General features: G+C 69.1%; 20 protein-coding genes. 16 read left to right on the top strand and 4 right to left on the bottom strand.

Features of this window, described 5'->3' with window-relative positions; genetic code table 11:
* Positions 1-83: 83 nt before the first annotated feature.
* The 9 genes from D8896_RS12445 (at position 84) to D8896_RS12410 (ending at position 8,984) form a co-directional block, all read left to right on the top strand.
* Complete coding sequence (locus D8896_RS12445; protein WP_121822433.1) at positions 84-1,082, top strand: beta-ribofuranosylaminobenzene 5'-phosphate synthase family protein; 999 nt, start codon at positions 84-86, stop codon at positions 1,080-1,082.
* 32 nt (positions 1,083-1,114) lie between these two features.
* Positions 1,115-1,951, top strand: a complete 837-nt coding sequence (locus D8896_RS12440; RefSeq protein WP_121822432.1) for an RAD55 family ATPase — start codon at positions 1,115-1,117, stop codon at positions 1,949-1,951.
* Between the two features lie 61 nt (positions 1,952-2,012).
* Positions 2,013-2,921 carry a hypothetical protein gene (locus D8896_RS12435; RefSeq protein ID WP_121822431.1) on the top strand — a complete coding sequence of 303 codons (909 nt, stop codon included), beginning with the start codon at positions 2,013-2,015 and terminating at the stop codon, positions 2,919-2,921.
* Positions 2,918-3,490, top strand: a complete 573-nt coding sequence (locus D8896_RS12430) for a hypothetical protein (RefSeq protein ID WP_121822430.1) — start codon at positions 2,918-2,920, stop codon at positions 3,488-3,490. Before D8896_RS12435 ends, D8896_RS12430 begins: the two co-directional genes overlap by 4 nt.
* A 38-nt stretch (positions 3,491-3,528) precedes the next feature.
* Positions 3,529-3,852, top strand: coding sequence for a transcription factor S (locus D8896_RS12425; RefSeq protein WP_121822429.1), 324 nt, complete (start codon positions 3,529-3,531; stop codon positions 3,850-3,852).
* Positions 3,853-4,043: 191 nt separating this feature from the next.
* Positions 4,044-4,514 (top strand): hypothetical protein, encoded by a 471-nt coding sequence (locus D8896_RS19435; protein WP_162991551.1) that lies wholly within the window; start codon positions 4,044-4,046, stop codon positions 4,512-4,514.
* Between the two features lie 272 nt (positions 4,515-4,786).
* Entirely contained in the window at positions 4,787-7,477 is a 2,691-nt protein-coding gene (gene ppc, locus D8896_RS12420; protein ID WP_121822428.1) for a phosphoenolpyruvate carboxylase, read from the top strand.
* Between the two features lie 105 nt (positions 7,478-7,582).
* Positions 7,583-8,410, top strand: coding sequence for a COG1470 family protein (locus D8896_RS12415; protein WP_121822427.1), 828 nt, complete (start codon positions 7,583-7,585; stop codon positions 8,408-8,410).
* A 55-nt stretch (positions 8,411-8,465) separates the two neighbouring features.
* Positions 8,466-8,984: a hypothetical protein gene (locus D8896_RS12410; RefSeq protein WP_121822426.1), complete on the top strand. Its 519-nt coding sequence runs from the start codon at positions 8,466-8,468 to the stop codon at positions 8,982-8,984.
* A 16-nt stretch (positions 8,985-9,000) separates the two neighbouring features.
* On the opposite strand, the gene D8896_RS12405 is transcribed toward D8896_RS12410, so the two are convergent.
* Complete coding sequence (locus tag D8896_RS12405; protein ID WP_121822425.1) at positions 9,001-9,876, bottom strand: ZIP family metal transporter; 876 nt, start codon at positions 9,874-9,876, stop codon at positions 9,001-9,003.
* Between the two features lie 39 nt (positions 9,877-9,915).
* A complete protein-coding gene (locus D8896_RS12400; protein WP_121822424.1) occupies positions 9,916-10,611 on the bottom strand; it encodes an SDR family NAD(P)-dependent oxidoreductase in 696 nt (231 codons plus the stop codon).
* 80 nt (positions 10,612-10,691) lie between these two features.
* Here D8896_RS12400 and D8896_RS12395 point away from each other — a divergent pair, with 80 nt between their 5' ends.
* From D8896_RS12395 to cruF, 3 genes are read left to right on the top strand one after another with little or no spacing between them, the layout of a single operon-like run.
* Positions 10,692-12,245 (top strand): phytoene desaturase family protein, encoded by a 1,554-nt coding sequence (locus D8896_RS12395; RefSeq protein ID WP_121822423.1) that lies wholly within the window; start codon positions 10,692-10,694, stop codon positions 12,243-12,245.
* Positions 12,242-13,081 carry a prenyltransferase gene (locus D8896_RS12390; protein WP_121822422.1) on the top strand — a complete coding sequence of 280 codons (840 nt, stop codon included), beginning with the start codon at positions 12,242-12,244 and terminating at the stop codon, positions 13,079-13,081. The genes D8896_RS12395 and D8896_RS12390 overlap by 4 nt, the downstream gene beginning before the upstream one ends.
* On the top strand, positions 13,074-13,913 hold the full coding sequence (gene cruF, locus D8896_RS12385; protein WP_121822421.1) for a bisanhydrobacterioruberin hydratase: 840 nt from the start codon (positions 13,074-13,076) through the stop codon (positions 13,911-13,913). The genes D8896_RS12390 and cruF overlap by 8 nt, the downstream gene beginning before the upstream one ends.
* A 28-nt stretch (positions 13,914-13,941) precedes the next feature.
* Here cruF and D8896_RS12380 read toward each other — a convergent pair whose 3' ends face one another.
* Positions 13,942-14,895, bottom strand: coding sequence for a phytoene/squalene synthase family protein (locus D8896_RS12380; RefSeq protein WP_121822420.1), 954 nt, complete (start codon positions 14,893-14,895; stop codon positions 13,942-13,944).
* A 354-nt stretch (positions 14,896-15,249) separates the two neighbouring features.
* Between D8896_RS12380 and D8896_RS12375 the strand changes: the two genes are divergently transcribed.
* The 3 genes from D8896_RS12375 to D8896_RS12365 all read left to right on the top strand — a co-directional run bounded on the left by D8896_RS12375 (position 15,250) and on the right by D8896_RS12365 (position 16,628).
* Positions 15,250-15,723: an inorganic phosphate transporter gene (locus D8896_RS12375; RefSeq protein WP_121822419.1), complete on the top strand. Its 474-nt coding sequence runs from the start codon at positions 15,250-15,252 to the stop codon at positions 15,721-15,723.
* A gap of 41 nt (positions 15,724-15,764) precedes the next feature.
* Positions 15,765-16,184 carry a universal stress protein gene (locus D8896_RS12370; protein ID WP_121822418.1) on the top strand — a complete coding sequence of 140 codons (420 nt, stop codon included), beginning with the start codon at positions 15,765-15,767 and terminating at the stop codon, positions 16,182-16,184.
* Positions 16,185-16,247: 63 nt separating this feature from the next.
* Positions 16,248-16,628: a universal stress protein gene (locus D8896_RS12365; RefSeq protein ID WP_121822417.1), complete on the top strand. Its 381-nt coding sequence runs from the start codon at positions 16,248-16,250 to the stop codon at positions 16,626-16,628.
* 5 nt (positions 16,629-16,633) lie between these two features.
* Here the strand turns inward: D8896_RS12365 and D8896_RS12360 are convergent, their stop codons facing one another.
* Positions 16,634-17,878: an ornithine cyclodeaminase gene (locus D8896_RS12360; RefSeq protein ID WP_121822416.1), complete on the bottom strand. Its 1,245-nt coding sequence runs from the start codon at positions 17,876-17,878 to the stop codon at positions 16,634-16,636.
* Between the two features lie 122 nt (positions 17,879-18,000).
* On the opposite strand from D8896_RS12360, the gene D8896_RS12355 reads away from it, so the two are divergent.
* A complete protein-coding gene (locus D8896_RS12355; RefSeq protein WP_121822415.1) occupies positions 18,001-19,281 on the top strand; it encodes a carboxypeptidase-like regulatory domain-containing protein in 1,281 nt (426 codons plus the stop codon).
* The last annotated feature ends 2 nt before the right edge of the window (positions 19,282-19,283 follow it).

Here is a 19,283-nt window from a genome sequence, read left to right as displayed (position 1 = left end):
AAGGGGGTCGCGGAACGGCTGGAGGACCAGCCAGCGTTGCCATGGCCGAAACCGAAAACCCCCTCCCCCCCGAACGGCCGGCAATGGCGACTGTCGAAACGGCGGCGCGGCTTCACTTCGGCTTCGGCAACCTCTCGCTGGCCCACGAGCGGCTGTACGGGAGCGTCGGCGTCGCGCTGACCGCGCCGCGGCTCCGGGTCGAGGCGACGCCCGCCGACGCGGTGAGCGCGACCGACGATGCGGCCCGCGAGTACGCCGAGCGCGCCGCCGTACTGCTGAACGTCCCGGGCGCGGCGGTGACCGTCGAACAGCGGCTCCCGCGCCACGTCGGCCTCGGCAGCGGCACACAACTGGCGCTGGCCGTCTACGCGGCCGTCGCGCGGGCGAACGGGATCGACCCGGACGTCCGGGACGCAGCTCCCAAACTCGGCCGGGCCGGGCGGAGCGGCGTCGGCGTCGCCGGGTTCGAGCAGGGCGGGTTCGTCGTCGACGCCGGCCACCCGACGGCGCGGTTCACGACGGACCGCCCGGCGGACGGCGAGTGGCAGGTGCCCGCGGTCGTCGCGCGCCACGAACTCCCGGAAGACTGGCGGTTCGTCCTCGCGCTCCCGGACGCGGACCCCGGCCGGAGCGGCGACGAGGAAGAGTCGAGCATGCGGGCGGTGGTCGAGCGGGCCGACCCCGCCGTCGCCGACGAGATAAGCGGCGTCGTCTCGCGGCGGCTGCTCCCGGCGGCAGCGGAGGGGCGGCTGTCCGCCTTCGGCGACGCGGTCGCGGAGGTCGGCCGCCTCAACGGGGCCTGGTACGCCGACGCGCAGGGCGGCGTCTACCGGCCGCCGGTCGGCACGGTGGTCGAGCGGCTGTCCGACTGCCCGGCGGTGGCGGGGGCGGGCCAGTCCTCCTGGGGGCCGACGGTGTACGGTGTGACGGACGCCACAGGCGTCGACGCGGCGTGCGAGTCGGCCCGCGACGCGCTCCGAGCGGCCGGCGTCGACGGCGACGTACTGGTCGCGCGGGTCCGCAACGAGGGCGCGACGGTTCGCGGGGGCGTGACGGGCGACCCCGTCGGCGAGCGCCCGTAAAGCGTAAGCGAGTCCGCCCGAACGGGTTTGCCATGGACCGCATCCCCTTCGGGGTCTCGCGGCTCGACTCGATGATAAACGGGGGCGCGCCGCCGGGGAGCGTCGTCCTCCTGGCGGGCGACATCGGAGCGGGGGCGCGGGAGTTCCTCTACACGAGCGCGGCGATGAATGCGCTCGTCGAGGCCGAGCCGGAACTGTTCGACCTCTACTACGGCTCGCTCCATGAGAACTCGACCGTGCCGGGGTCGATCCACTACCTCTCTTTCACCAGCGACCAGCCGGCGATCGTCGACGAGATGGAGTTCACCATGGACGGCGACATCGTCGACGCGGTCGCCGACCCGATCCGCTTTGCGGACCTCTCGCCCGAGTACTTCCAGCTCTCCCCGGTGCCGACCGAGTGGTACACCCAGCGAACCGGCGACATCACGTCGCTCGGTGACCGCCACGACCGCCGGGACGTGCTCGACGCGATGGGCGACTACCTGAACGAGCACGCGGCCGGCAACCTCGTCCTCGTCGACTCCGTCACCGACCTCATCAGCGCGGCCAGCGACAGCATGGACTGGTCGGACATCACGATGCTGATGAAGGGGCTGAAGAAGGCCTCCCAGGCCTGGGGCGGGCTCATCCTGTTGCACGTCAACGTCGAGGCGCTGACCGACACCCAGCTCGGCCGGCTCAACGACGCCGCCGACGGGACGATCCGGTTCAAGTGGGAGAGCGGCGGCAGCGAGCGGGACCGCTCGATGATCGTCCAGTCGTTCCGCGGCGTCCTCTCCCGATTGGAGGAGGAAAACATCGTCCAGTTCGAGACGGAGATCGACGACGACGGGTTCAACATCACGAACGTCCGCAAGATCCGCTGACCGCGGGACGCGAGCGGCACGGCAACAACCCTTAAGAACGCGCCCTCCCAAGCCGACACGAATGGCAAGCGAGGAGACGGGGGAGCTGTCAGTCACCGTTCCGCGCGACGTGAGCGAGTGGCTCGACCGCCGGGCCGCGGAGCAGGACACCGACAGGGGGACGGTGCTCCGCCGTCTCCTCGAGTCCGCACACGCCGTCGACCAGCTCGACGACGACGGCTCCCCCGAAGCCGTCGCCGAGCGCCTCGTCGCGCCGGACGACGAGGTCCCCCCCGCCGTCGAGGAGCGGATCGACGACCTCGACGACGAGTTCACGGCGCTCGTCGAGGACGTCCGGGAGCGCGTCATCCAGGTCAAGCGGGAGGCCGACGGGAAGGCACCGGCCGACCACGACCACCCCTCGCTGGACGGCCGGCTCGACGACGCCGACGCCGCCCTCGACCGGATCGAGGACGACCTCGACGAACTCGAGGACCGGGTGGACGAGGTCGACCGGCGGCTGTCGGCTGGCTTCGAGAACTACGAGGACGTGCTGGAGTACCTGACCGACGCCACCGACGACCTGCAGGACCGGACCGACCTGCTCGCCCGCGCCGTCGTCGACGTTCGCACCGAGGTCCGCCGGCTCGCCGGGGAGTCGGCCCGCCGGGCGGAGGCCGAATCGCTCCAGCTGGCGGCCAACCGCGCCGGCATCCGGACCGCCGACTGCGAGCACTGCGGGGCGGAGGTCGACATCGCCCTGCTCGCCGCGCCGGAGTGTCCGGAGTGTGCGACCACGTTCAGCGACGTGGAGCCGAAACGCGGCTTCCTCGGCTCCTCGACGCTTCTCACCGGCGACCCACCGGCGCTGACGAGCGGAGCCGAACCGGACCTCGACGAGGCGCTCGACGACCTCGTAACCGAGGAGGACGGCCGGAGCGCCCCCGAGGGAACCGGGCAACTCGGGGCCGACGGCGGTGAGAACCAGTGACCGACGACGGCGAGCCGGACGCTGCGGCCGATCCCGACGACCCCCTCTCCGGGCTCGTCGACGACCTGCCCGACCCGGCGGTGACCGGGGACGCGGACGGCGAACCCGCCGGGGGGACCGACGCTGCCGACCACGCCGAAGCCGACGCGTCGGCGGACGATCCGCCCGACCGTGAACCGGTCGACGACGCGCCGCTTGGCGACCTCGCCGCGCGGATTGACGAGCGGCGGACCGAACGCGCGTCGGCGACCGAATCGGAACTGTTCACCGAGCAGTCCGCGGAGAGCATCGACAGCGACCGCCTCTGGGAACAGGTCACCGGTGCAGACGACGCCACGCCGCCGGACGACGCCGGCAACGCCCCGCAGCGCGACGAGCGCGTGGTCTCGAAGCGGTCGTACTGTCAGGGCTGCGAACACTTCTCCGCGCCGCCGGACGTGCGCTGTGACCACGCCGGCACCGAGATCCTGGAGGTCGTCGACCTGGACCGGTTCCGCGTCGTCGACTGCCCGGTCGTCCGCGAGGAGGAACTCCTCGACGACGTCGGCGACGCCCGCGACGACGCGTAAGCGGGCCGTTTTTCGTCCCGGAGCGAGTAGCCGGGGGCATGCAGTTCTGCGACGACTGCGGCTCGATGATGAAATCGCAAGACGGAGAGATGGTCTGTACGAGCTGCGGCGCGAGCGTCGAGCGCGACGAGGGCCGGGCCGCCGAGTTCGTCAGCACCGAGTCCCAGTCCGAGGACGACGTGATCGAGACGGAGGAGGGGGCGAACTTCGAGGGGAAACCGACCGCTGACGACGTGGTCTGTGACGACTGCGGCCACACGAAGGCGTGGTACACGATCAAGCAGACCGGCTCGGCCGACGAGCCGCCGACGCGCTTCTTCAAGTGTCAGGACTGTGGCAACCGCTGGCGGGACTACAATTAAACTAAACACCTACTCACCCCATTACCAGTAATCGGTAGACTGTAACAGATCAGACCTCAGCCATATCTATACCAGTCATGCCACCCATGCTGCCCATGCCGCCATTTTATCCATTTTCTCCATGCCGCCCATGCCACCCATGCCACTAAACTAAAGCAAACTTTATGGTGTGGTAGCATTATTAAACGCATATGCCCGATACACACTCCTCAATAACGTTTGAGTCTACGGGGGAAAATGCTCTAAATAGCGCTCTAGACGCATTGGAGATGATCAATTCAAAGGGACAGGATTTCGAGAGAGTATACATAGAATTAGAGTCTAAGCCTCGGGTAGAAGACGATCCAAGTATAGACTCACGTCAAACCACCCAATCAGAATTTATGCGAAATAGTGAAAACGAACAAGTTGAGGGTCAAATACGGCAGGGAACTTCTCATCACAAAATCCTTAGAGCGTTATACAATGATATTCCACATCCACCTGCATCTACTAAAAAAATCTTAGAAAAAACTGACCTTGGCGAAGGAACTGGCTATGCCGCAATGTCAGATCTCCATGATCGGGGTTTAGTTATTCGCTCTGAGGGAGAAGGGCAAAGCTATGAATATGAGATTTCAGAGGCTGGAAAAAATGAGCTAAGACGACTTAGCGGGGATTAAGCAATGGCAAGCAAATCCACAGGTGGAGATAGTGACCCACCTGATTTCACTACTACTATAAATTGGAAGAAGCTATTCTACATGGCAGGAGTGTTTTCTGGCTTCGTAACAGCTATCTATTTTGGCATACAGCTTCTGATGTTAATCGTATAGCCCAAATGAGGCTAACTATTAGCACCGATCATTCGTATTCTATCACGAATTTCGGTTCACGAACGTAGTTTTCGCCACTATTCGGTGAGTTTTACCCCATGGGTGTCCATGGGTGCGATATGCGATTGCACAACAGGGAGGTACGCCAGGACGTCCGGGAGCTCGGGGCGCTCCTCGGGGACGTGCTGGCCGACCAGGCGTCCCAGTCGGCGTTCGAGACGGTCGAGACGCTCCGGACCTCGGCCATCGACTACCGGGCGGACGAACTCGACTCGCGAGCCCCGCTCCAGAACGAACTCGACGGGCTGACGCCCGAGCTGGAGAGCGTCGTCGCCCGCGCGTTCACCACCTACTTCGAGCTGATCAACCTCGCGGAGGAGCGCGAGCGCGTCCGGGCGATCCGAACTGGATCACACGAGGGCGACCTTGAGGACAGCCTGGAGGCGGCCACGGCGGAGCTGTCCGACGCCGACCCCGAGACGGTCGAGCAGGTGCTCGACGACGTGCTCATCGAGCCGACGTTCACCGCGCACCCGACCGAGGCGCGCCGGAAGACGGTGAAATCGAAGCTCCGGCAGGTCGCCAACCACCTGGAGACGCTGGACGAGCGCCTGCTCACCGACAAGGAACGCGGGCAGGTCGAGCGCGACATCGACGCCGAGGTGACGAGCCTCTGGCAGACGCCGCAGGTCCGCAAGCGCCGTCCCAACCCGGAGGACGAAGCGCGCAACGTCCAGTGGTACCTGGAGAACACGCTGTTCGACGTGGTCGGCGAGGTGTACGACGAACTCGAGGACGCCTTCGACGAGGAGTTCGCCGAGTCGATCGACGTGCCGAAGCTGTTCGAGTTCCGGTCGTGGGCCGGGAGCGACCGCGACGGCAACCCGTACGTGACGACCGAGGTGACCGAGAACACGCTGGAGCGCCAGCGCGCCGTCGTCCTCGAACGCTACCGCGAGCAGCTGAAGGAGCTGTCGGGCGTCCTCAGCCAGGACGGGAGCCGGATCGACGTGGGCGAGCGCTTCGAGAAGTCGCTGGCCGCCGACCGCGAGCGCCTGCCCGGCATCGCCGACGAGGCCGAGGAGCGCTACCCCGGCGAGCCCTACCGGCAGAAGCTGAAGCTGATGCGCGAGCGCCTCGACCGCGTCGGCGACGTGCGCCCCGGCGGCTACGAGGACGTGAGCGAACTGCAGGACGACCTCGCCGTGCTGGCCGAGAGCCTGCGCGCCAACGGGGCCGACAGCGTCGCCGAGGCCCACGTCGACCCGCTGACCCGCCGCGTCGACACGTTCGGGTTCAGCCTGGCGAGCCTCGACCTGCGCGACCACCAGGAGAACCACACCGAGGCCGTCGCCGAGGCGCTGGCCCGCGAGGGTATCGACTACGAGTCGATGTCCGAGGACGAGCGCATGGAGACGCTGACCGAGGCCGTCCTCCAGGACGAGCGGGTCGTCGACGTGAGCGACCACAGCGGCGTCTCCGACACGGCAGCGCGCGTGCTGGAGCGGTTCGACACCCTCGCTGAGTGGCACCGGGAGTACGGCATCCAGGCCATCGACACCTACGCTATCTCGATGACCGACGAGCCGAGCCACGTGATGGAGGTGCTGTTCCTCGCGGACCAGGCCGACGTGGTCGAACTGCCGGGCCACTGCGGGCTGGACATCGTCCCGCTGCTGGAGACCGAGCGCGCGCTGTCCGGCGCACGCCGGATCATGGGGACGCTGTTCGAGAACGAGGCGTACGCCCAGGCGCTTGCCGCCCGCGGGAACACCCAGGAGATCATGCTGGGCTACTCCGACTCGAACAAGGAGAACGGCTTCCTCGCGGCCAACTGGTCGCTGTACAAGAACCAGCGCCACCTCGCCGAGATCTGCGACGACTTCGACGTCACGATGCGGCTGTTCCACGGCCGCGGCGGCTCCATCTCCCGCGGCGGCGGCCCGATGAACGACGCCCTGCTCGCCCTGCCCAACGAGACGATCACCGGGCAGGTGAAGTTCACCGAACAGGGCGAGGCGATCGCCGAGAAGTACGCCAACCCCCGGGTCGCGGAGCGCAACATCGAGCAGATGCTCAACGCCCAGCTCCGGGCGCGCTACCGGGCGATGAACAACCCGACCGAGGACATCGAGGACGAGTGGGTCGAGGCGATGGACCTGATGGCCGACGCCGCCCGCGAGGAGTACCGTGACCTGCTGGAGACCGACGGCTTCGTCTCGTACTTCGGACAGGCGACGCCCATCGCCGTCATCGAGGACCTCAACCTCGGCTCCCGGCCGGCCTCCCGGTCGGGCGAGCGCAACGTCGAGGACCTGCGGGCGATCCCGTGGGTGTTCTCGTGGACCCAGTCGCGCTGCATCCTGCCGGGCTGGTACGCGCTGGCGACCGGGCTCCGGGCGTACCTCGACGACGGCGGCGACGTGGAGACGCTGCGCGAGATGTACGAGGAGTGGCCGTTCTTCCGGACGACGCTCGACAACGCGGCGATGGCGCTGGGCCGCACCGACATGGAGATCGCAGCCGAGTACGCCGATCTGGCCGAGGCCGACCTGCGCGAGCGGTTCTTCCCGCGCGTGACCGAGGAGTACGAGGACGCCGTCGACCTCGTCACGGAGATCGCCGGCCGCGACCATACGATCGCTCGCGACTGGCTCCGCGAGAGCCTGCGCCGCCGGAACCCGTACGTCGACCCGCTGAACCTGCTCCAGACGCACCTGCTCCGGCAGACTCACCGGACCGAGGAGGAGGAGCGGACGCTCCGCCTGACGGTGAAGGGGATCGCCGCCGGGATGAAAAACACCGGGTAGCGGCGTTCCGACCGCGGACCGCCGCCCGGCGACGCATCGCAGATCGGTCAAACACCCGTTTGTCCCTTCTGAAAGTACTTACCCGGCGGTGTCCATCCGCCGGATATGCAACGACGACGCCTGCTCGGCGCGCTCACCGCCGGCATCGGCGCGTTCGGGGGCTGTCTCTCCCGGCTCGACGGCGACGCGACCGACCGGACGGACACGACGACGGACTCCGGGGACGGGTCGACCGACGGCGTCCGGGTGACCGACGTGACGGTCGCGCCCGCGCTCGTCGGGGCGAACTCCCCGGACTCCGTCGGAACGTACGGCGACCGGGACGAGCAGTACGTCCTCGCGACCGTGGCGGCAAGCGAGCTACAGGCCCCGCCGCCCGACGAGTTCGCGCTCGCCGCCGGCGGAGAGGCGTATCGAGCGCGAACGGAAGTCGGCTACGGCAGTCGGCTCTGGGAGCGCGACGAGCCGTACGGCGAGGATGCGAACTTCGAGGGCTGGCTCGCGTTCCGCCTCCCGAACCCCCTCGATGCGGATGAGGTCGCTATCGGCTGGGAAGACGGCGAACACGTCCTCGGCGACGACGCCGTCGCGGCACTCACGCGGCCGCCGACCGCCTGGAAGGTTCGGGAGTTCGCCGCACCGGACTCGGTCGCGCTGGGCGAGGAAGCGACCGTCTCGCTGACCGTCGAGAACACGGGTGACGCCGACGGCACGTTCGTCGGCGCGGTCAACCGCGTCGGTCCGTGGATCGCGTACGCGCCGCAGACGGCCACCTCGATCGACGTGGCGGCCGGCGAGACGGCGTCGTGGGAGTTCAGCCACACTGTCGACGAGGACCGCGCCGGCGGCGACGCCGACGAGCGCTCGATGCGGTTTCACCTCCACTGGCGCGGCGAGAAGCTGACCCGCGAAGTGACCGTCGAGATGGAGTGACTGCCGGGAAGCACCGTCCGCGGCGCTTATCCCCTGCGCTCCCGAACAGGACGCCGTGACGACCGAAGCGGACGGCGAGCGCCGCGTCGAAGTGTACCCCGGCAAGGAGGCCGTGGTCGACTTCGACCCCGCGCTGACCTTCGAGTGCGTCGACGACTGCACCTGGTGCTGTCAGCACGGCGTGTTGCTGTACGAGCAGGACTTCCTCGAACTCGCCGACCGCGAGAGCGTGAACCGGGCGACGACGCAGTTCCGGGGGCAGGACTTCGTCAAACGCGAGGAGAAGGACCGCGACGAGCACGTCGCCGACGACGGCGCGGCCTGTTACTTCCTGCGGGAGGACGGTCTCTGTGCGCTCCACGACGAGCACGACTGGAAGCCGGCGCGCTGCTCGGTGTTTCCGCTCGCGGTCAGCGTCGAGGACGGCGACATCCACGTCGACGTGCGCGACTCCGCCCACGAGCACTGCGAGGGGCTGGACGTGAGCGAGCGCCGGGTGATAGAGGAACTCGACGCCTTCCTCCCGGAACTGCTGTGGGACCTCGACGACCCGTCCTCGGACCGGGAGATCTGAGACGGACTCGTCGGGATCAGCTGAGGGATAGCCACGCGAGGAACACGACGACTGCGCCGACCGCGGTGCTGCCGACCGCGTGGAGGCGGAGGCGGTCCAGCAGGCTGTGGGCGTCGTCGCTCACCTGCGCCACCTCGTACACCTCGCCGCCGAGTTCGCACTCGGGGAGGAAGTCCATCGCGACGTGGAGGAACACGCCGGCGGCGAATCCGAACACCGCGGCGTTGACCGTCTGGTTGGCCGGGAGCTCTATCAGCGCCGACGGGATGGCGGTGAGGCCGACGCCGGCGGCTGGCAGGAGCAGCACCGAGACCGAGCGGCCGTCCGCGGCGAGGCGGCGGGCGGCAGCGTAGCCTGCCGGTCCCTTGTGTGAGACGATAGCCAGTCCGAGCAGCGGCCCGAGTTCGGGCATGTTGCCGTAGATGATCCCGATGATCGCGCCGGCCGACAGCGCGTGGGCCGACAGTTCGATCGCGGTGTGGTCGAAGCCGAAGTCGACGTGGGTGAAGCGGTGGCCGACGGTGTGTGCGCCGAAGCCGGCCAGCAGCCCGGCGGCGACGCCGAAGCCGCCGATCTTCGGATGCAGCCCGAACGCCTGCGGGAGCAGGAACACGGCGGCGCTCGTCACCATCGCGCCGCTGGCGAGGCCGTACCCCCACACGAGCGTCAGCGCGCGCTCGTTGCCGGCGCTGCGCGCGCCAAGCGGCGCGGCACCGGCCATCGCGGCGAAGGCGACCCACGAGATGCCCACGACCTTTCCGGCACCCGTCGTCTCGCCGGCGAACAGCGCGACGAAGGCCGTCATCCCGACCAGCAGCGCCACCGCAACGACGCCGATGCCCGAGGTTCCCCGGACAGTGTTAATAACACTAGTTTGCTTGTTAATACTCATTCAGTAGAACAGCGTATCTCGATAGTAATAAACTCCGGGTTATCGCGTGGCCGACCGCCACTCGCGGAGGCCGAGCACGTTCCCGTCGAGGTCCTCGGCCGCTGCCTCGGTCGCCGCCCACCGGAACATGGGCGCGACCTCCGCCGGGTCCCGCCCCTGCGGTCCCGAGAGGTCGGTCGCCACCATGCCGGGGTCGACGCAGCCGACGGCGTACGGCGTGTCGACCGCGAAGCCGCGCGCGACGGCCTCCGCCGCGGCCTTCGAGACGGCGTACGAGCCGAGGCCCGGTTTCGGCTCCCGGGCAACGGATCCGGTCGGTACCAGCACCCGAGCGCCGTCGTTCAGGTGCGGCAGCGCCTCGCTGACCGTCGCGAACACGCCCCGGGCGTTCGTCCGGAGGTGGTCGTCGAACGCCGCGTACGACTCGCCGGAGAGGGGCGTCTCCCCGGTTTCGCCGTGGTAGACGCCCGCGTTGGCGACGACGCAGTCGATCCCGTCGGCTTCGAAGCGGGCGGCCGTCTCCATCAGCCGTTCCACGTCGAACTCGTCGCGGGCGTCGGCCCGGATGCCGGTCGCCGTGCCGCCGTCCGCCTCGATCGCCTCGACCGTCTCGGCCACGGCGTCCGCGTCGCGGGCACAGAGCACCACGTTCGCGCCGGCGTCCGCGAACTCCCGTGCGACCGCGCGTCCGATGCCGTCGGTGCCGCCGGTCACGACGGCCGTCTCGTCGTCCATACCCCGCCTAGGGGCGAGGCGGGCGTAAAACCACGGGGGGAGAGGGGAGCGCTTTTTATCACTCCGCCGTACTGTGAGGTATGCAATCGCTCGCGGGCCGGTCGGTCGTGGTCATCGGCAGCGGGTTCGGCGGCCTCTCGACGGCGTGTTACCTCGCCGACGCCGGGGCCGACGTGACCGTACTGGAGAAAAACGACCAGCTGGGCGGCCGCGCCAGCAGGCTGGAGGTCGACGGGTTCCGGTTCGACATGGGACCGTCGTGGTACCTGATGCCCGACGTGTTCGAGCGCTTCTTCGGCCACTTCGACCGCTCGCCGGAGGCGTACTACGGGCTGGAGCGGCTCGACCCACATTACCGGATCTTCTTCAAGGAGAACGAGGGACGGCGTCCCGTTGCCCCGGAGGGCGAGGAGCTTCCGGAGGGGTTACACGCACGCCCCGACGGCGACGTGGTCGACGTGCCGGCCGACAAGGAGCAGTCCAAGCGCATCTTCGAGGCCTACGAGGACGGGGCCGGCGACGCACTCACGGCGTATCTGGAGGAGGCGTCGTACACCTACGACGTGGGGATGGAACACTTCGTCTACGAGGACCGGAGCCGGTTCCGGGACTTCCTCGACCCGAGCATCGCCAAGCACGCCGACGGACTCTCCCTGCTCGGAACGATGCAGGAGCACGTCGAGGGGTACTTCGACCACCCGAAGCTCCAGCAGATCATGCAGTACACGCTCGTGTTCCTCGGCGGCTCGCCGACGAACACGCCGGCGCTGTACAACCTGATGAGCCACGTCGACTTCAACCTCGGCGTCTACTACCCCGAGGGCGGGATCGGCGGCGTCGTCGACGGCATCGTCGAACTCGGCGAGGAGCTGGGCGTCGAGTTCCGGACCGGCGAGCCGGCGACCGAGATCAAGGGCAAGCGCGGCGGGTTCCTCGTCGAGACCGAGGGCGGGAAACACCTCGCGGACATCGTCGTCAGCAACGCCGACTACGCCCACACGGAGCAGGACCTGCTCCCGCCGGAGAAGCGCGGCTTCTCGGCGGAGTACTGGGACTCCCGGACGTACGCCCCCTCCGCCTTCCTCATGTACCTCGGCGTCGAGGGCGACGTGCCGGAACTCGCCCACCACACCCTCGTCCTGCCGGCCGACTGGCAGCAGCACTTCGACCGCATCTTCGAGGACCCGGGCTGGCCGGAGGACCCTGCCTACTACCTCTGTGTCCCCTCGAAAACCGACGACACGGTCGCACCCGAGGGCCACAGCAACCTGTTCGCGCTGGTCCCCATCGCGCCGGGACTCGACGATGGTCCCGAGGTCCGCGAGGAGTACCGTGACCTCGTCCTCCGGGACATCGCGACCCACGCCGACACCGACCTCCGTGACCGGATCGTCGTCGAGGAGACCTTCTCCGTCTCCGACTTCGCCGACCGGTACAACAGCATGCAGGGGACGGCGCTCGGGATGGCCCACACGCTCCCCCAGACCGCCGCGTTCCGGCCGCCCCACCGGTCGAAAGAGGTCGACGGCCTCTACTTCACCGGGTCGTACACGACGCCGGGCATCGGCGTCCCGATGTGTCTCATCAGCGGGGACGTGACCGCGGAGATGGTGGTCGAGGACGCGCACGCATGAGCGCGGGCCGCGCGGCGTACCTGCTGAAGCTGTCGCGCCCGCGGTTCTGGCTCTACCTCGCCGGGCCGGTCGTCGTCGGCGTGGCCTTCGGCGCGCGGGCGGTAGCCGACCTGTTCACGCCGGTCACCGTCGCGCTGTTCGCGTACTTCCTCGTCCCGGCGAACGTCTACCTCTACGGGATCAACGACGTGTTCGACGCCGACATCGACGCCGAGAACCCGAAGAAAGAGGAGAAGGAGGTCCGCTACGGCGGCCAGCGGTTCGTCGTCGCCGCCGTCGTCGTCTCGGCGGCCCTGCTGGCCGTCCCGACCGCGCTCGCGCCGCCGCTGGCGCTCCCGTGGCTCGCGGGCTACTTCCTGCTGGCGACGGAGTACAGCGCCCCGCCGCTGCGGTTCAAGACGACGCCGTTCCTCGACTCGCTGTCGAACGGGCTGTACGTCCTGCCGGGGGCGGCCGCCTACGCCGCCGTCGCCGGCGAGCACCCGCCCGCGCTGGCCGTCGCCGGCGGCTGGTGCTGGTCGATGGCGATGCACACGTTCTCGGCCATCCCGGACATCGAACCCGACCGCCGCGCGGGGATCCGGACGACCGCGACGGCGCTCGGCGAGCGCCGGACGTACGCGTACTGCGCCGTCCTCTGGACGCTCGCGGCAGTCGCGTTCGTCCCGCTGGACCCGCGGGCCGGCGCGCTGCTGGGCGTCTACCCCGCCATCGTCACGGGCGTCGCGCTGTCGGACGTGGCGGTCGACCGGGCGTACTGGTACTATCCGGCGATAAACACCGTCGTCGGCGCGGTCCTGACGATGGGCGCGCTGTGGGGGACCGTCCATGGATAGGGCCGCCCTCCAGCGGCGGCTGGACGACCTGGTGCGCGAGAACCGCTTCACCATCGCCGTCGTGTTCCCGGCGGTCGGGGCCGTCCTCCTGCTCGCCAGCGCCGAAGGGGTCGTGCCGCCGCCGCTGGCCTTCCAGCCGACGCTCATCCTCTTCGGGACGCTCGTGATGCGCCTGCCCCTCATCGCCGGCGTCGGCCCGCTGGTCGACCGCCGGGCGGCCGTGGCGATACTCGCGGTGACCGCTTACGCCTACGGGATCGAGTTCGTCGGCGTCCGCACCGGGTGGCCGTACGGCCACTTCGAGTACGGGATCGACCTCGGGCCGATGCTCGCCGGCGAGGTGCCGGTCGGGCTCCCCGTCTTCTTCCTGCCGCTGGTGCTGAACAGCTACCTGCTCGTCCTGCTGTTGCTCGGCGATTCGGCCCGGCGGCGCGCGGTCCGGCTGCTGGCGACGCTCGCGACGGTGCTCGCCGTCGACCTCGTGCTCGACCCCGGGGCCGTCGCGCTCGGGTTCTGGGCGTACGACGGCGGCGGCGCGTACTACGGCGTGCCGCTCTCGAACTACGCCGGCTGGGTGCTGTCGGGGGCGGTCGCCGTCGGCTGCTTCGACCTCGGCTTCGACCACGGGGCGCTGGTCGAGCGCCTGCGCGCCTGCTCGTTCATGCTCGACGACCTGGTGAGCTTCGTGCTGCTGTGGGGGCTGGTGAACGTCTTCTACGGCAACGCCGTGGCGGCGCTGGTCGCCGCCGGCTTCCTGGCCGCGCTGCTCCGGACCGACGAGTTCGACGGGGCGGTCCTGCGGCGGCCGGTCGAGCGGTTCGCCGGACGGTGAGGGACTGTAGAACGATGCCTGACGGCGGTTAGCGGACCGGAACCGGCTCCGGCGGTTCGACCTCGTACCGGGCCGTCCCCGATTCGGGGAGCGCGCTGACACGGCGGAACACGGCGACGGGGTCGCGGTTCCACTGCCAGTGCCAGCGCGTCCGGAGCGCCAGCCACGCCTTCCGTGCGGTGCCCAGTTCCGGCTCCGACGAGAGCACGTCGTACCCCTGCTTGCGGATCAGGCGGTGGTGGTCGGCGTACAGCACCGCCGACAGCAGGACGGCGAACTGACAGTCCTCGGGCAGGTACTGGATGCCGGCGACGCCCTGCCGGTACAGCCGCTCGGTGCGGCCGAGTTCCTCCCGCATCGCGTCGGCGAAGGCGTCGGAGAACTCCAGGTTCTCGACCTGCTCCTCGGGGACGCCGTGCCGGTCGAGGGTCTCCTGTGGCAGGTAGATCCGGTCGCGGTCGATGACGTCCTCGCGCACGTCCCGGAGGAAGTTCGTCATCTGGAACGCCTCGCCGAGCGCGACGGCGTGTGGCAGGGCGGCCTCCTCGTCCTCGGTGCCCATGATCGCCGTCATCATCGCGCCCACCGCGGCGGCGGAGCCGCGCATGTACGCCCGGAGGTCGTCGTACGTCTCGTAGCGGTCCGTGTCGATGTCCGACTTCATCGCGTCGACAAAGGCGTGGATCTCGCCGTCCGGCACGTCGTACTCCGCCCGGACCTCCTGGAACGCCGACAGCACGTCGGAGTCCGTCTCGACGCGGCCGAGCGCCTCGTTCCGGAGTTCCTCGAGGCGGGCGGCCTGCTGGTCGGGGGGCGTGCCGTCGGCGTCGTCGACGACTTCGTCGGCGATCCGGAAGAACGCGTAGAGAACGTACGTCGGGTGGCGAACGCGCTCCGGGAGAACGCGGGTGGCGAAATGGAACGTCTTCCCGGTTCGTTGCTGGATCGCCTTGCTCTTCTGGACCCGCCCGTCGTCAGGCATGGTTGTGTCCGGACGCGGCGGCCTGTCTTCGGACGGGACGTGCTACACCGAGCATGAATACACCCATGGTAAGGATTGTAGTAGTATAATAATTCGTGTCGCGTCACGTGGTTCGAACGGGGCGTCTCGGCGGCGCTGAACCCCCGGTCACAGACCGATAGCTCGCTCCGCTGCCCGTCAGAGCGTGTCAGCATGCCGAGATCGCGTATTTGCCCGTCCGGTACGTACGGTGTGTATGCGGGTCACGATCCAGTACTACGACCTCGTCCTCCTGGGCATTCCGGGTAGCCTGGTGCTCGGGGCGGCGGTCAGCGTGCTGACGCCGCTCCCGTCGGCGGCCGGGACGGGGCCGACGTGGGCATCGCGGTCGGCGCGGTCGCGATCAGCCTCGGCGGCTTCACCATCGCCCGCCGGACGATGGAGTCGGTCGGCAACGACCTCACGGAACTGCCGCTGCTGGCGGCGCTGATCGTGGCGCTGACGGCCGCCACCATCACGACCATCCTCTCGTGGATCGGCATCCCGATCAGCCTCGTGATGGCGACGGTGATGACCATCGTCGGCCTCGGCTGGGGCCGTGCGAGTCGGACGGCGACCATCGCCGGCCTCGCCCGGGGCGAGGAGGAGTTCGAGCTATCGATGGGCGTGCTCACGGAGGAGACGCCCGCGGAGGTGCCCCCGATCGGCGAGGAGGACCCGGCGGACGTGGCCGACGCCGATGACCTGGTTCGACCCGACGCAGTCGCACGCTTCGTCGCCTTCTGGATCATCGGGCCGTCGGCGTCGGCCGGGCTGGCGTACGCCTTCCTTCTGGCGGTGCCGGTCTGACCGCCGTCCGCGCTTAAGCCGCTGGTCGTCGTAGGTCGGCCATGCTTTCCCGCGTTCTCGTTCCGATGGACGGCTCCGAGATGGCGGAGCGCGCGCTCGGCTACGCGCTGGAGAACCACCCGGACGCCGACGTGACCGTCCTCGTCGTCGTCGGCGAGCCGTCGGTGATGATGGGCGAGGCGATGAGCCTCGCGTTCGAGGAAGACATCGAGGCGGCCGCCGAGCAGCGCGCCGAGGCGGTGGTCGACCACGCCCGCGAACTGGCGTCGGACCACGACGCGGAGATAGATACCGCCGTCGCAGTCGGCCGGCCCGCCCGGGCCATCGTCGCCCGCGCCGAGAACTACGACGCGGTCGTGCTGGGCAGCCACGGCGGCAGCCTCTCGGACCGCCTGTTCGTCGGCGACGTGGCCGAACGGGTGTTCCGCCGCTCGCCGGGGCCGGTGACGACGGTTCGGTGACGGCGGCCGGCTGTCGACCCGTTCGCCGGCAGGCCTTTGTGCGCTCGGCTCCCGACGACGGCCATGCGATACCTCGTTGCGACGGACTCGGTCCACACGAGCGCGGCGGCGTGTGACTACCTCGGCGAGCGCCTCGCGGACGGCGACGCGGTCGTCGGCGTCGCGGTCGCGGAGACGGACGGTTCCGACGCGGAGCGCGACCGCCGGGAGGCGCTGAACGTGTTTCGCGTCAGGCTCCCGGGCGCGGGCATCGAGACGGAACTCCGGCACGGCGACACAGCCGCCGAACTCCGGAGCGCCGTCGACGACCACGGGGCGGACGAACTCGTCATCGGACCGCGCCGCGGCGACCCGGACGCCGACCCCGTGCTCGGCGGCACGGCCCGCGACCTGCTCGCCGACCCGACGGTGCCCGTCACCGTGGTCCCGCTCGACGGCGGGTAGGGGCGTCAGTCGTCGACCAGATTGTCCGCGAGCATCGGGACGAACGTGCCGATGTCCGACACCATGCCGATGGCCTGCGCGCTCCCGCGGTCGAGCAGCTGGGTGACGGTCGAGGGGTTGATGTCGACGCAGACGACCCGCGTCGTGGAGGGGAGGCAGTTGCCGACGGCGACGGAGTGCAGCAGGGTGGCGAGCATCAACACCATGTCGGCGTCGCGGGCCTGCTCCCGGATGGCGTTCTGAGCCTCGACGGCGTCGGTGATCGTGTCGGGGAGCGGCCCGTCGTCGCGGATCGAGCCGGCGAGGACGTACGGCACGTCGTTCTCGACGCACTCGTACATGATCCCCTCGGTGACGACGCCCTCCTCGACGGCTTCCTCGATGCCGCCGGCGCGGATGATCTCGCTGATCGTGTAGATGTGGTGCTTGTGGCCCTTCCGGGGGTGCTCCATCGTCTCCATGTCCATCCCGAGCGAGGTGCCGTAGAGGCCGCGTTCGAGGTCGTGGACGGCGAAGCCGTTGCCCGCGGAGATGCCATCGATGTACCCCTCGCGGACGAGGCGGGCCAGGTCGTCGGCCGCGCCGGAGTGGATGAGCGCGGGACCGCACACCGCCAGCACGTCGCCGCCGTCCTCCTTGGTCTGCTCGACGGCGTCGGCCACCTTGGCGATGAGCGACTCCGAGGGCCGTTCGCTGGAGACGCCGCCCTGCATGAAGCCGAACGCACCGCCCTCGTCGCCCCGGGGACGCTCCGGCGGTTCGACGCGGATGCCGGCCTCGCCGGTAACGATCATGTCGCCCGCCTCGACGGCGTTGAGCACTTTGGTGTAGGCGCGCGGGCCGTTCGCTCCCGCGTCGTCCCCGCGTTCGACGACGACCGCACAGTCCATCTCGATGGCCTCGACCTCGATCCACTCGCCGTCGACGCGGACGAACGTGGGGTGGTTCGTCGTGGAGTAGAAGCCGGTCGGCACGACCCTGTCCTCGGGTGCCGGCTCCAGCGTCGCGTCGGAGGGGTCCAGCAGGGTCGCCCCGTTCTGGTGGAGTTCGTGGAGGATCGCCTGCAGGTCGTGCTCCGTGTCGGCCGAGACGGCCAGCCGGGCGTACGACTCGGCGTGCTTGTGGCGGCCGATGTCGAACTGCTCGACCTCGAAGGAGCCGTCCATGTCCATGATGAGGCCGAAACAGCGGCCCATCATCCCCGAGTCGATGATGTGGCCCTCCAGTTCCACGGTCCGCGTCGCTGTCATGGGGAACGAATGGCGAGACGGCGACAAGAGCGTTGTGGAGGTGGCGATGCTCCGGGAACTATGTAAGATACAATACACCACGAAAGGCGAATTTTAAGTGAGCCGTCGCCATCACCGCGAGTATGCATCGAACAGCGGTTCTCGTCGCCGCGCTGCTCGTGACGAGCGCTGTCGGCGTTGCGGCCCCGGTAGCGGGGTCCGCGGAGCGTGGGGCAACGGGAACGGCAGACCTCGTGACGCTGGAGATCGCAGTCACCGACGACGACGGTGACCCGGTCGGACAGGCAGACGTGAACGTGACGTACGACGGCGGGTACAACGAGACGACGACCGTCTCGAACGGGCGCGCGCTCGTCGACGTGCCGCGGGGCGTCACGCCCGAGATCCGCGTCTCGCACGACGACTACGTGCGGAACTTCCCCGCCCGGATCGGCGAGATGACCGAGACGACGACGGCCAACGTGACGGTGTATCCGAGGGCGACCGCCGTCGTCGAGGTGGCCGACGCGAACGGCGCAATCGAGAACGCGCGGGTGTTCCTGAAGAAGGAGGGCGACCCCCGGACGGTCGACCGCGGGCGGACGAACGCCGACGGCGTCTTCGAGGCCGAGGACGTCGAGGCCGGCACGTACACCGCGACGGTCGTCAAGGAGGGGTATCTGGAGACGACCAGCGAGTTCAACGTGCAGGGCACCGTCACGGAGTCGGTCGACATCGAGGGCGCGCGGACGAACGTCGGGTTCACCGTTCTCGACGCCTACTTCGAGAACGCGACGCCCGTCGGCGACGCGACCATCTCGCTGGCGAACGGCGGCGAGACCGTCGCCACGCTGACGACCGACAACCGGGCCGGCGAAGCCGCGACCCGTCTCGGCGTGAACACGGAGTACGCCGTGACCGTCGAACACCCCGAGTACGACACGATCGAACGCGAGCTAGCGGTCGACGAGCAGGAGTCGATCGACGCCACGTACAACATCACCCGGTCCGCGGCGCTGTCGGTCAACGCGAGCCGGAACAGCGCCGCCGTCGGCGAGACGATCCGGGTCGTCGTGACCGACGAGTACGGCGAGGCCGTCGGGGACGCGGCGGTGTTCCGCGACGACACCGAGGTCGGCACGACCGACGCCAACGGCGTCCTGAGCGTCCCGATCACGTCGGCCGGCGAGTTCGAGATCACGGCCGAGAACGGCAGCGTCGGCTCGGAGCCCGTGACCGTCGAAGGCATCGACGAGGGCGGCGAGGAACCGACGACCACAACCACCACGACCGAACCGCAGTCCACGACGACGAACACGACGGAGGACGATAGTTCCGACGGCGGCGGGCTCCCCGGCTTCACCGCCGGCGCGGCGATAGTCGCGCTCGCCGGCGCGCTCGTCGCGCTCCGCCGGCGAGGGTAACG

This window comes from Halostella salina, assembly GCF_003675855.1.
GTDB classification, from domain to species: Archaea; Halobacteriota; Halobacteria; order Halobacteriales; family Natronoarchaeaceae; genus Halostella; species Halostella salina.
Note: the sequence above shows the minus strand (reverse complement) of the source record. Positions and strands in the feature narration are given on the sequence as shown.

What these genes read in the sequence shown, in the direction of transcription:
- D8896_RS12390 (WP_121822422.1), top strand. Translation starts at nt 12,242, where the DNA reads ATGAGCGCGGGCCGCGCGGCGTACCTGCTGAAGCTGTCGCGCCCGCGG.
- D8896_RS12415 (WP_121822427.1), top strand. Translation starts at nt 7,583, where the DNA reads ATGCAACGACGACGCCTGCTCGGCGCGCTCACCGCCGGCATCGGCGCG.
- D8896_RS12370 (WP_121822418.1), top strand. Translation starts at nt 15,765, where the DNA reads ATGCTTTCCCGCGTTCTCGTTCCGATGGACGGCTCCGAGATGGCGGAG.
- D8896_RS12440 (WP_121822432.1), top strand. Translation starts at nt 1,115, where the DNA reads ATGGACCGCATCCCCTTCGGGGTCTCGCGGCTCGACTCGATGATAAAC.
- D8896_RS12405 (WP_121822425.1), bottom strand. Translation starts at nt 9,876, where the DNA reads ATGAGTATTAACAAGCAAACTAGTGTTATTAACACTGTCCGGGGAACC.
- D8896_RS12395 (WP_121822423.1), top strand. Translation starts at nt 10,692, where the DNA reads ATGCAATCGCTCGCGGGCCGGTCGGTCGTGGTCATCGGCAGCGGGTTC.
- D8896_RS12445 (WP_121822433.1), top strand. Translation starts at nt 84, where the DNA reads ATGGCGACTGTCGAAACGGCGGCGCGGCTTCACTTCGGCTTCGGCAAC.
- D8896_RS12365 (WP_121822417.1), top strand. Translation starts at nt 16,248, where the DNA reads ATGCGATACCTCGTTGCGACGGACTCGGTCCACACGAGCGCGGCGGCG.
- D8896_RS12425 (WP_121822429.1), top strand. Translation starts at nt 3,529, where the DNA reads ATGCAGTTCTGCGACGACTGCGGCTCGATGATGAAATCGCAAGACGGA.
- D8896_RS12355 (WP_121822415.1), top strand. Translation starts at nt 18,001, where the DNA reads ATGCATCGAACAGCGGTTCTCGTCGCCGCGCTGCTCGTGACGAGCGCT.
- D8896_RS12435 (WP_121822431.1), top strand. Translation starts at nt 2,013, where the DNA reads ATGGCAAGCGAGGAGACGGGGGAGCTGTCAGTCACCGTTCCGCGCGAC.
- D8896_RS19435 (WP_162991551.1), top strand. Translation starts at nt 4,044, where the DNA reads ATGCCCGATACACACTCCTCAATAACGTTTGAGTCTACGGGGGAAAAT.
- D8896_RS12400 (WP_121822424.1), bottom strand. Translation starts at nt 10,611, where the DNA reads ATGGACGACGAGACGGCCGTCGTGACCGGCGGCACCGACGGCATCGGA.
- D8896_RS12380 (WP_121822420.1), bottom strand. Translation starts at nt 14,895, where the DNA reads ATGCCTGACGACGGGCGGGTCCAGAAGAGCAAGGCGATCCAGCAACGA.
- ppc (WP_121822428.1), top strand. Translation starts at nt 4,787, where the DNA reads ATGCGATTGCACAACAGGGAGGTACGCCAGGACGTCCGGGAGCTCGGG.
- D8896_RS12360 (WP_121822416.1), bottom strand. Translation starts at nt 17,878, where the DNA reads ATGACAGCGACGCGGACCGTGGAACTGGAGGGCCACATCATCGACTCG.
- cruF (WP_121822421.1), top strand. Translation starts at nt 13,074, where the DNA reads ATGGATAGGGCCGCCCTCCAGCGGCGGCTGGACGACCTGGTGCGCGAG.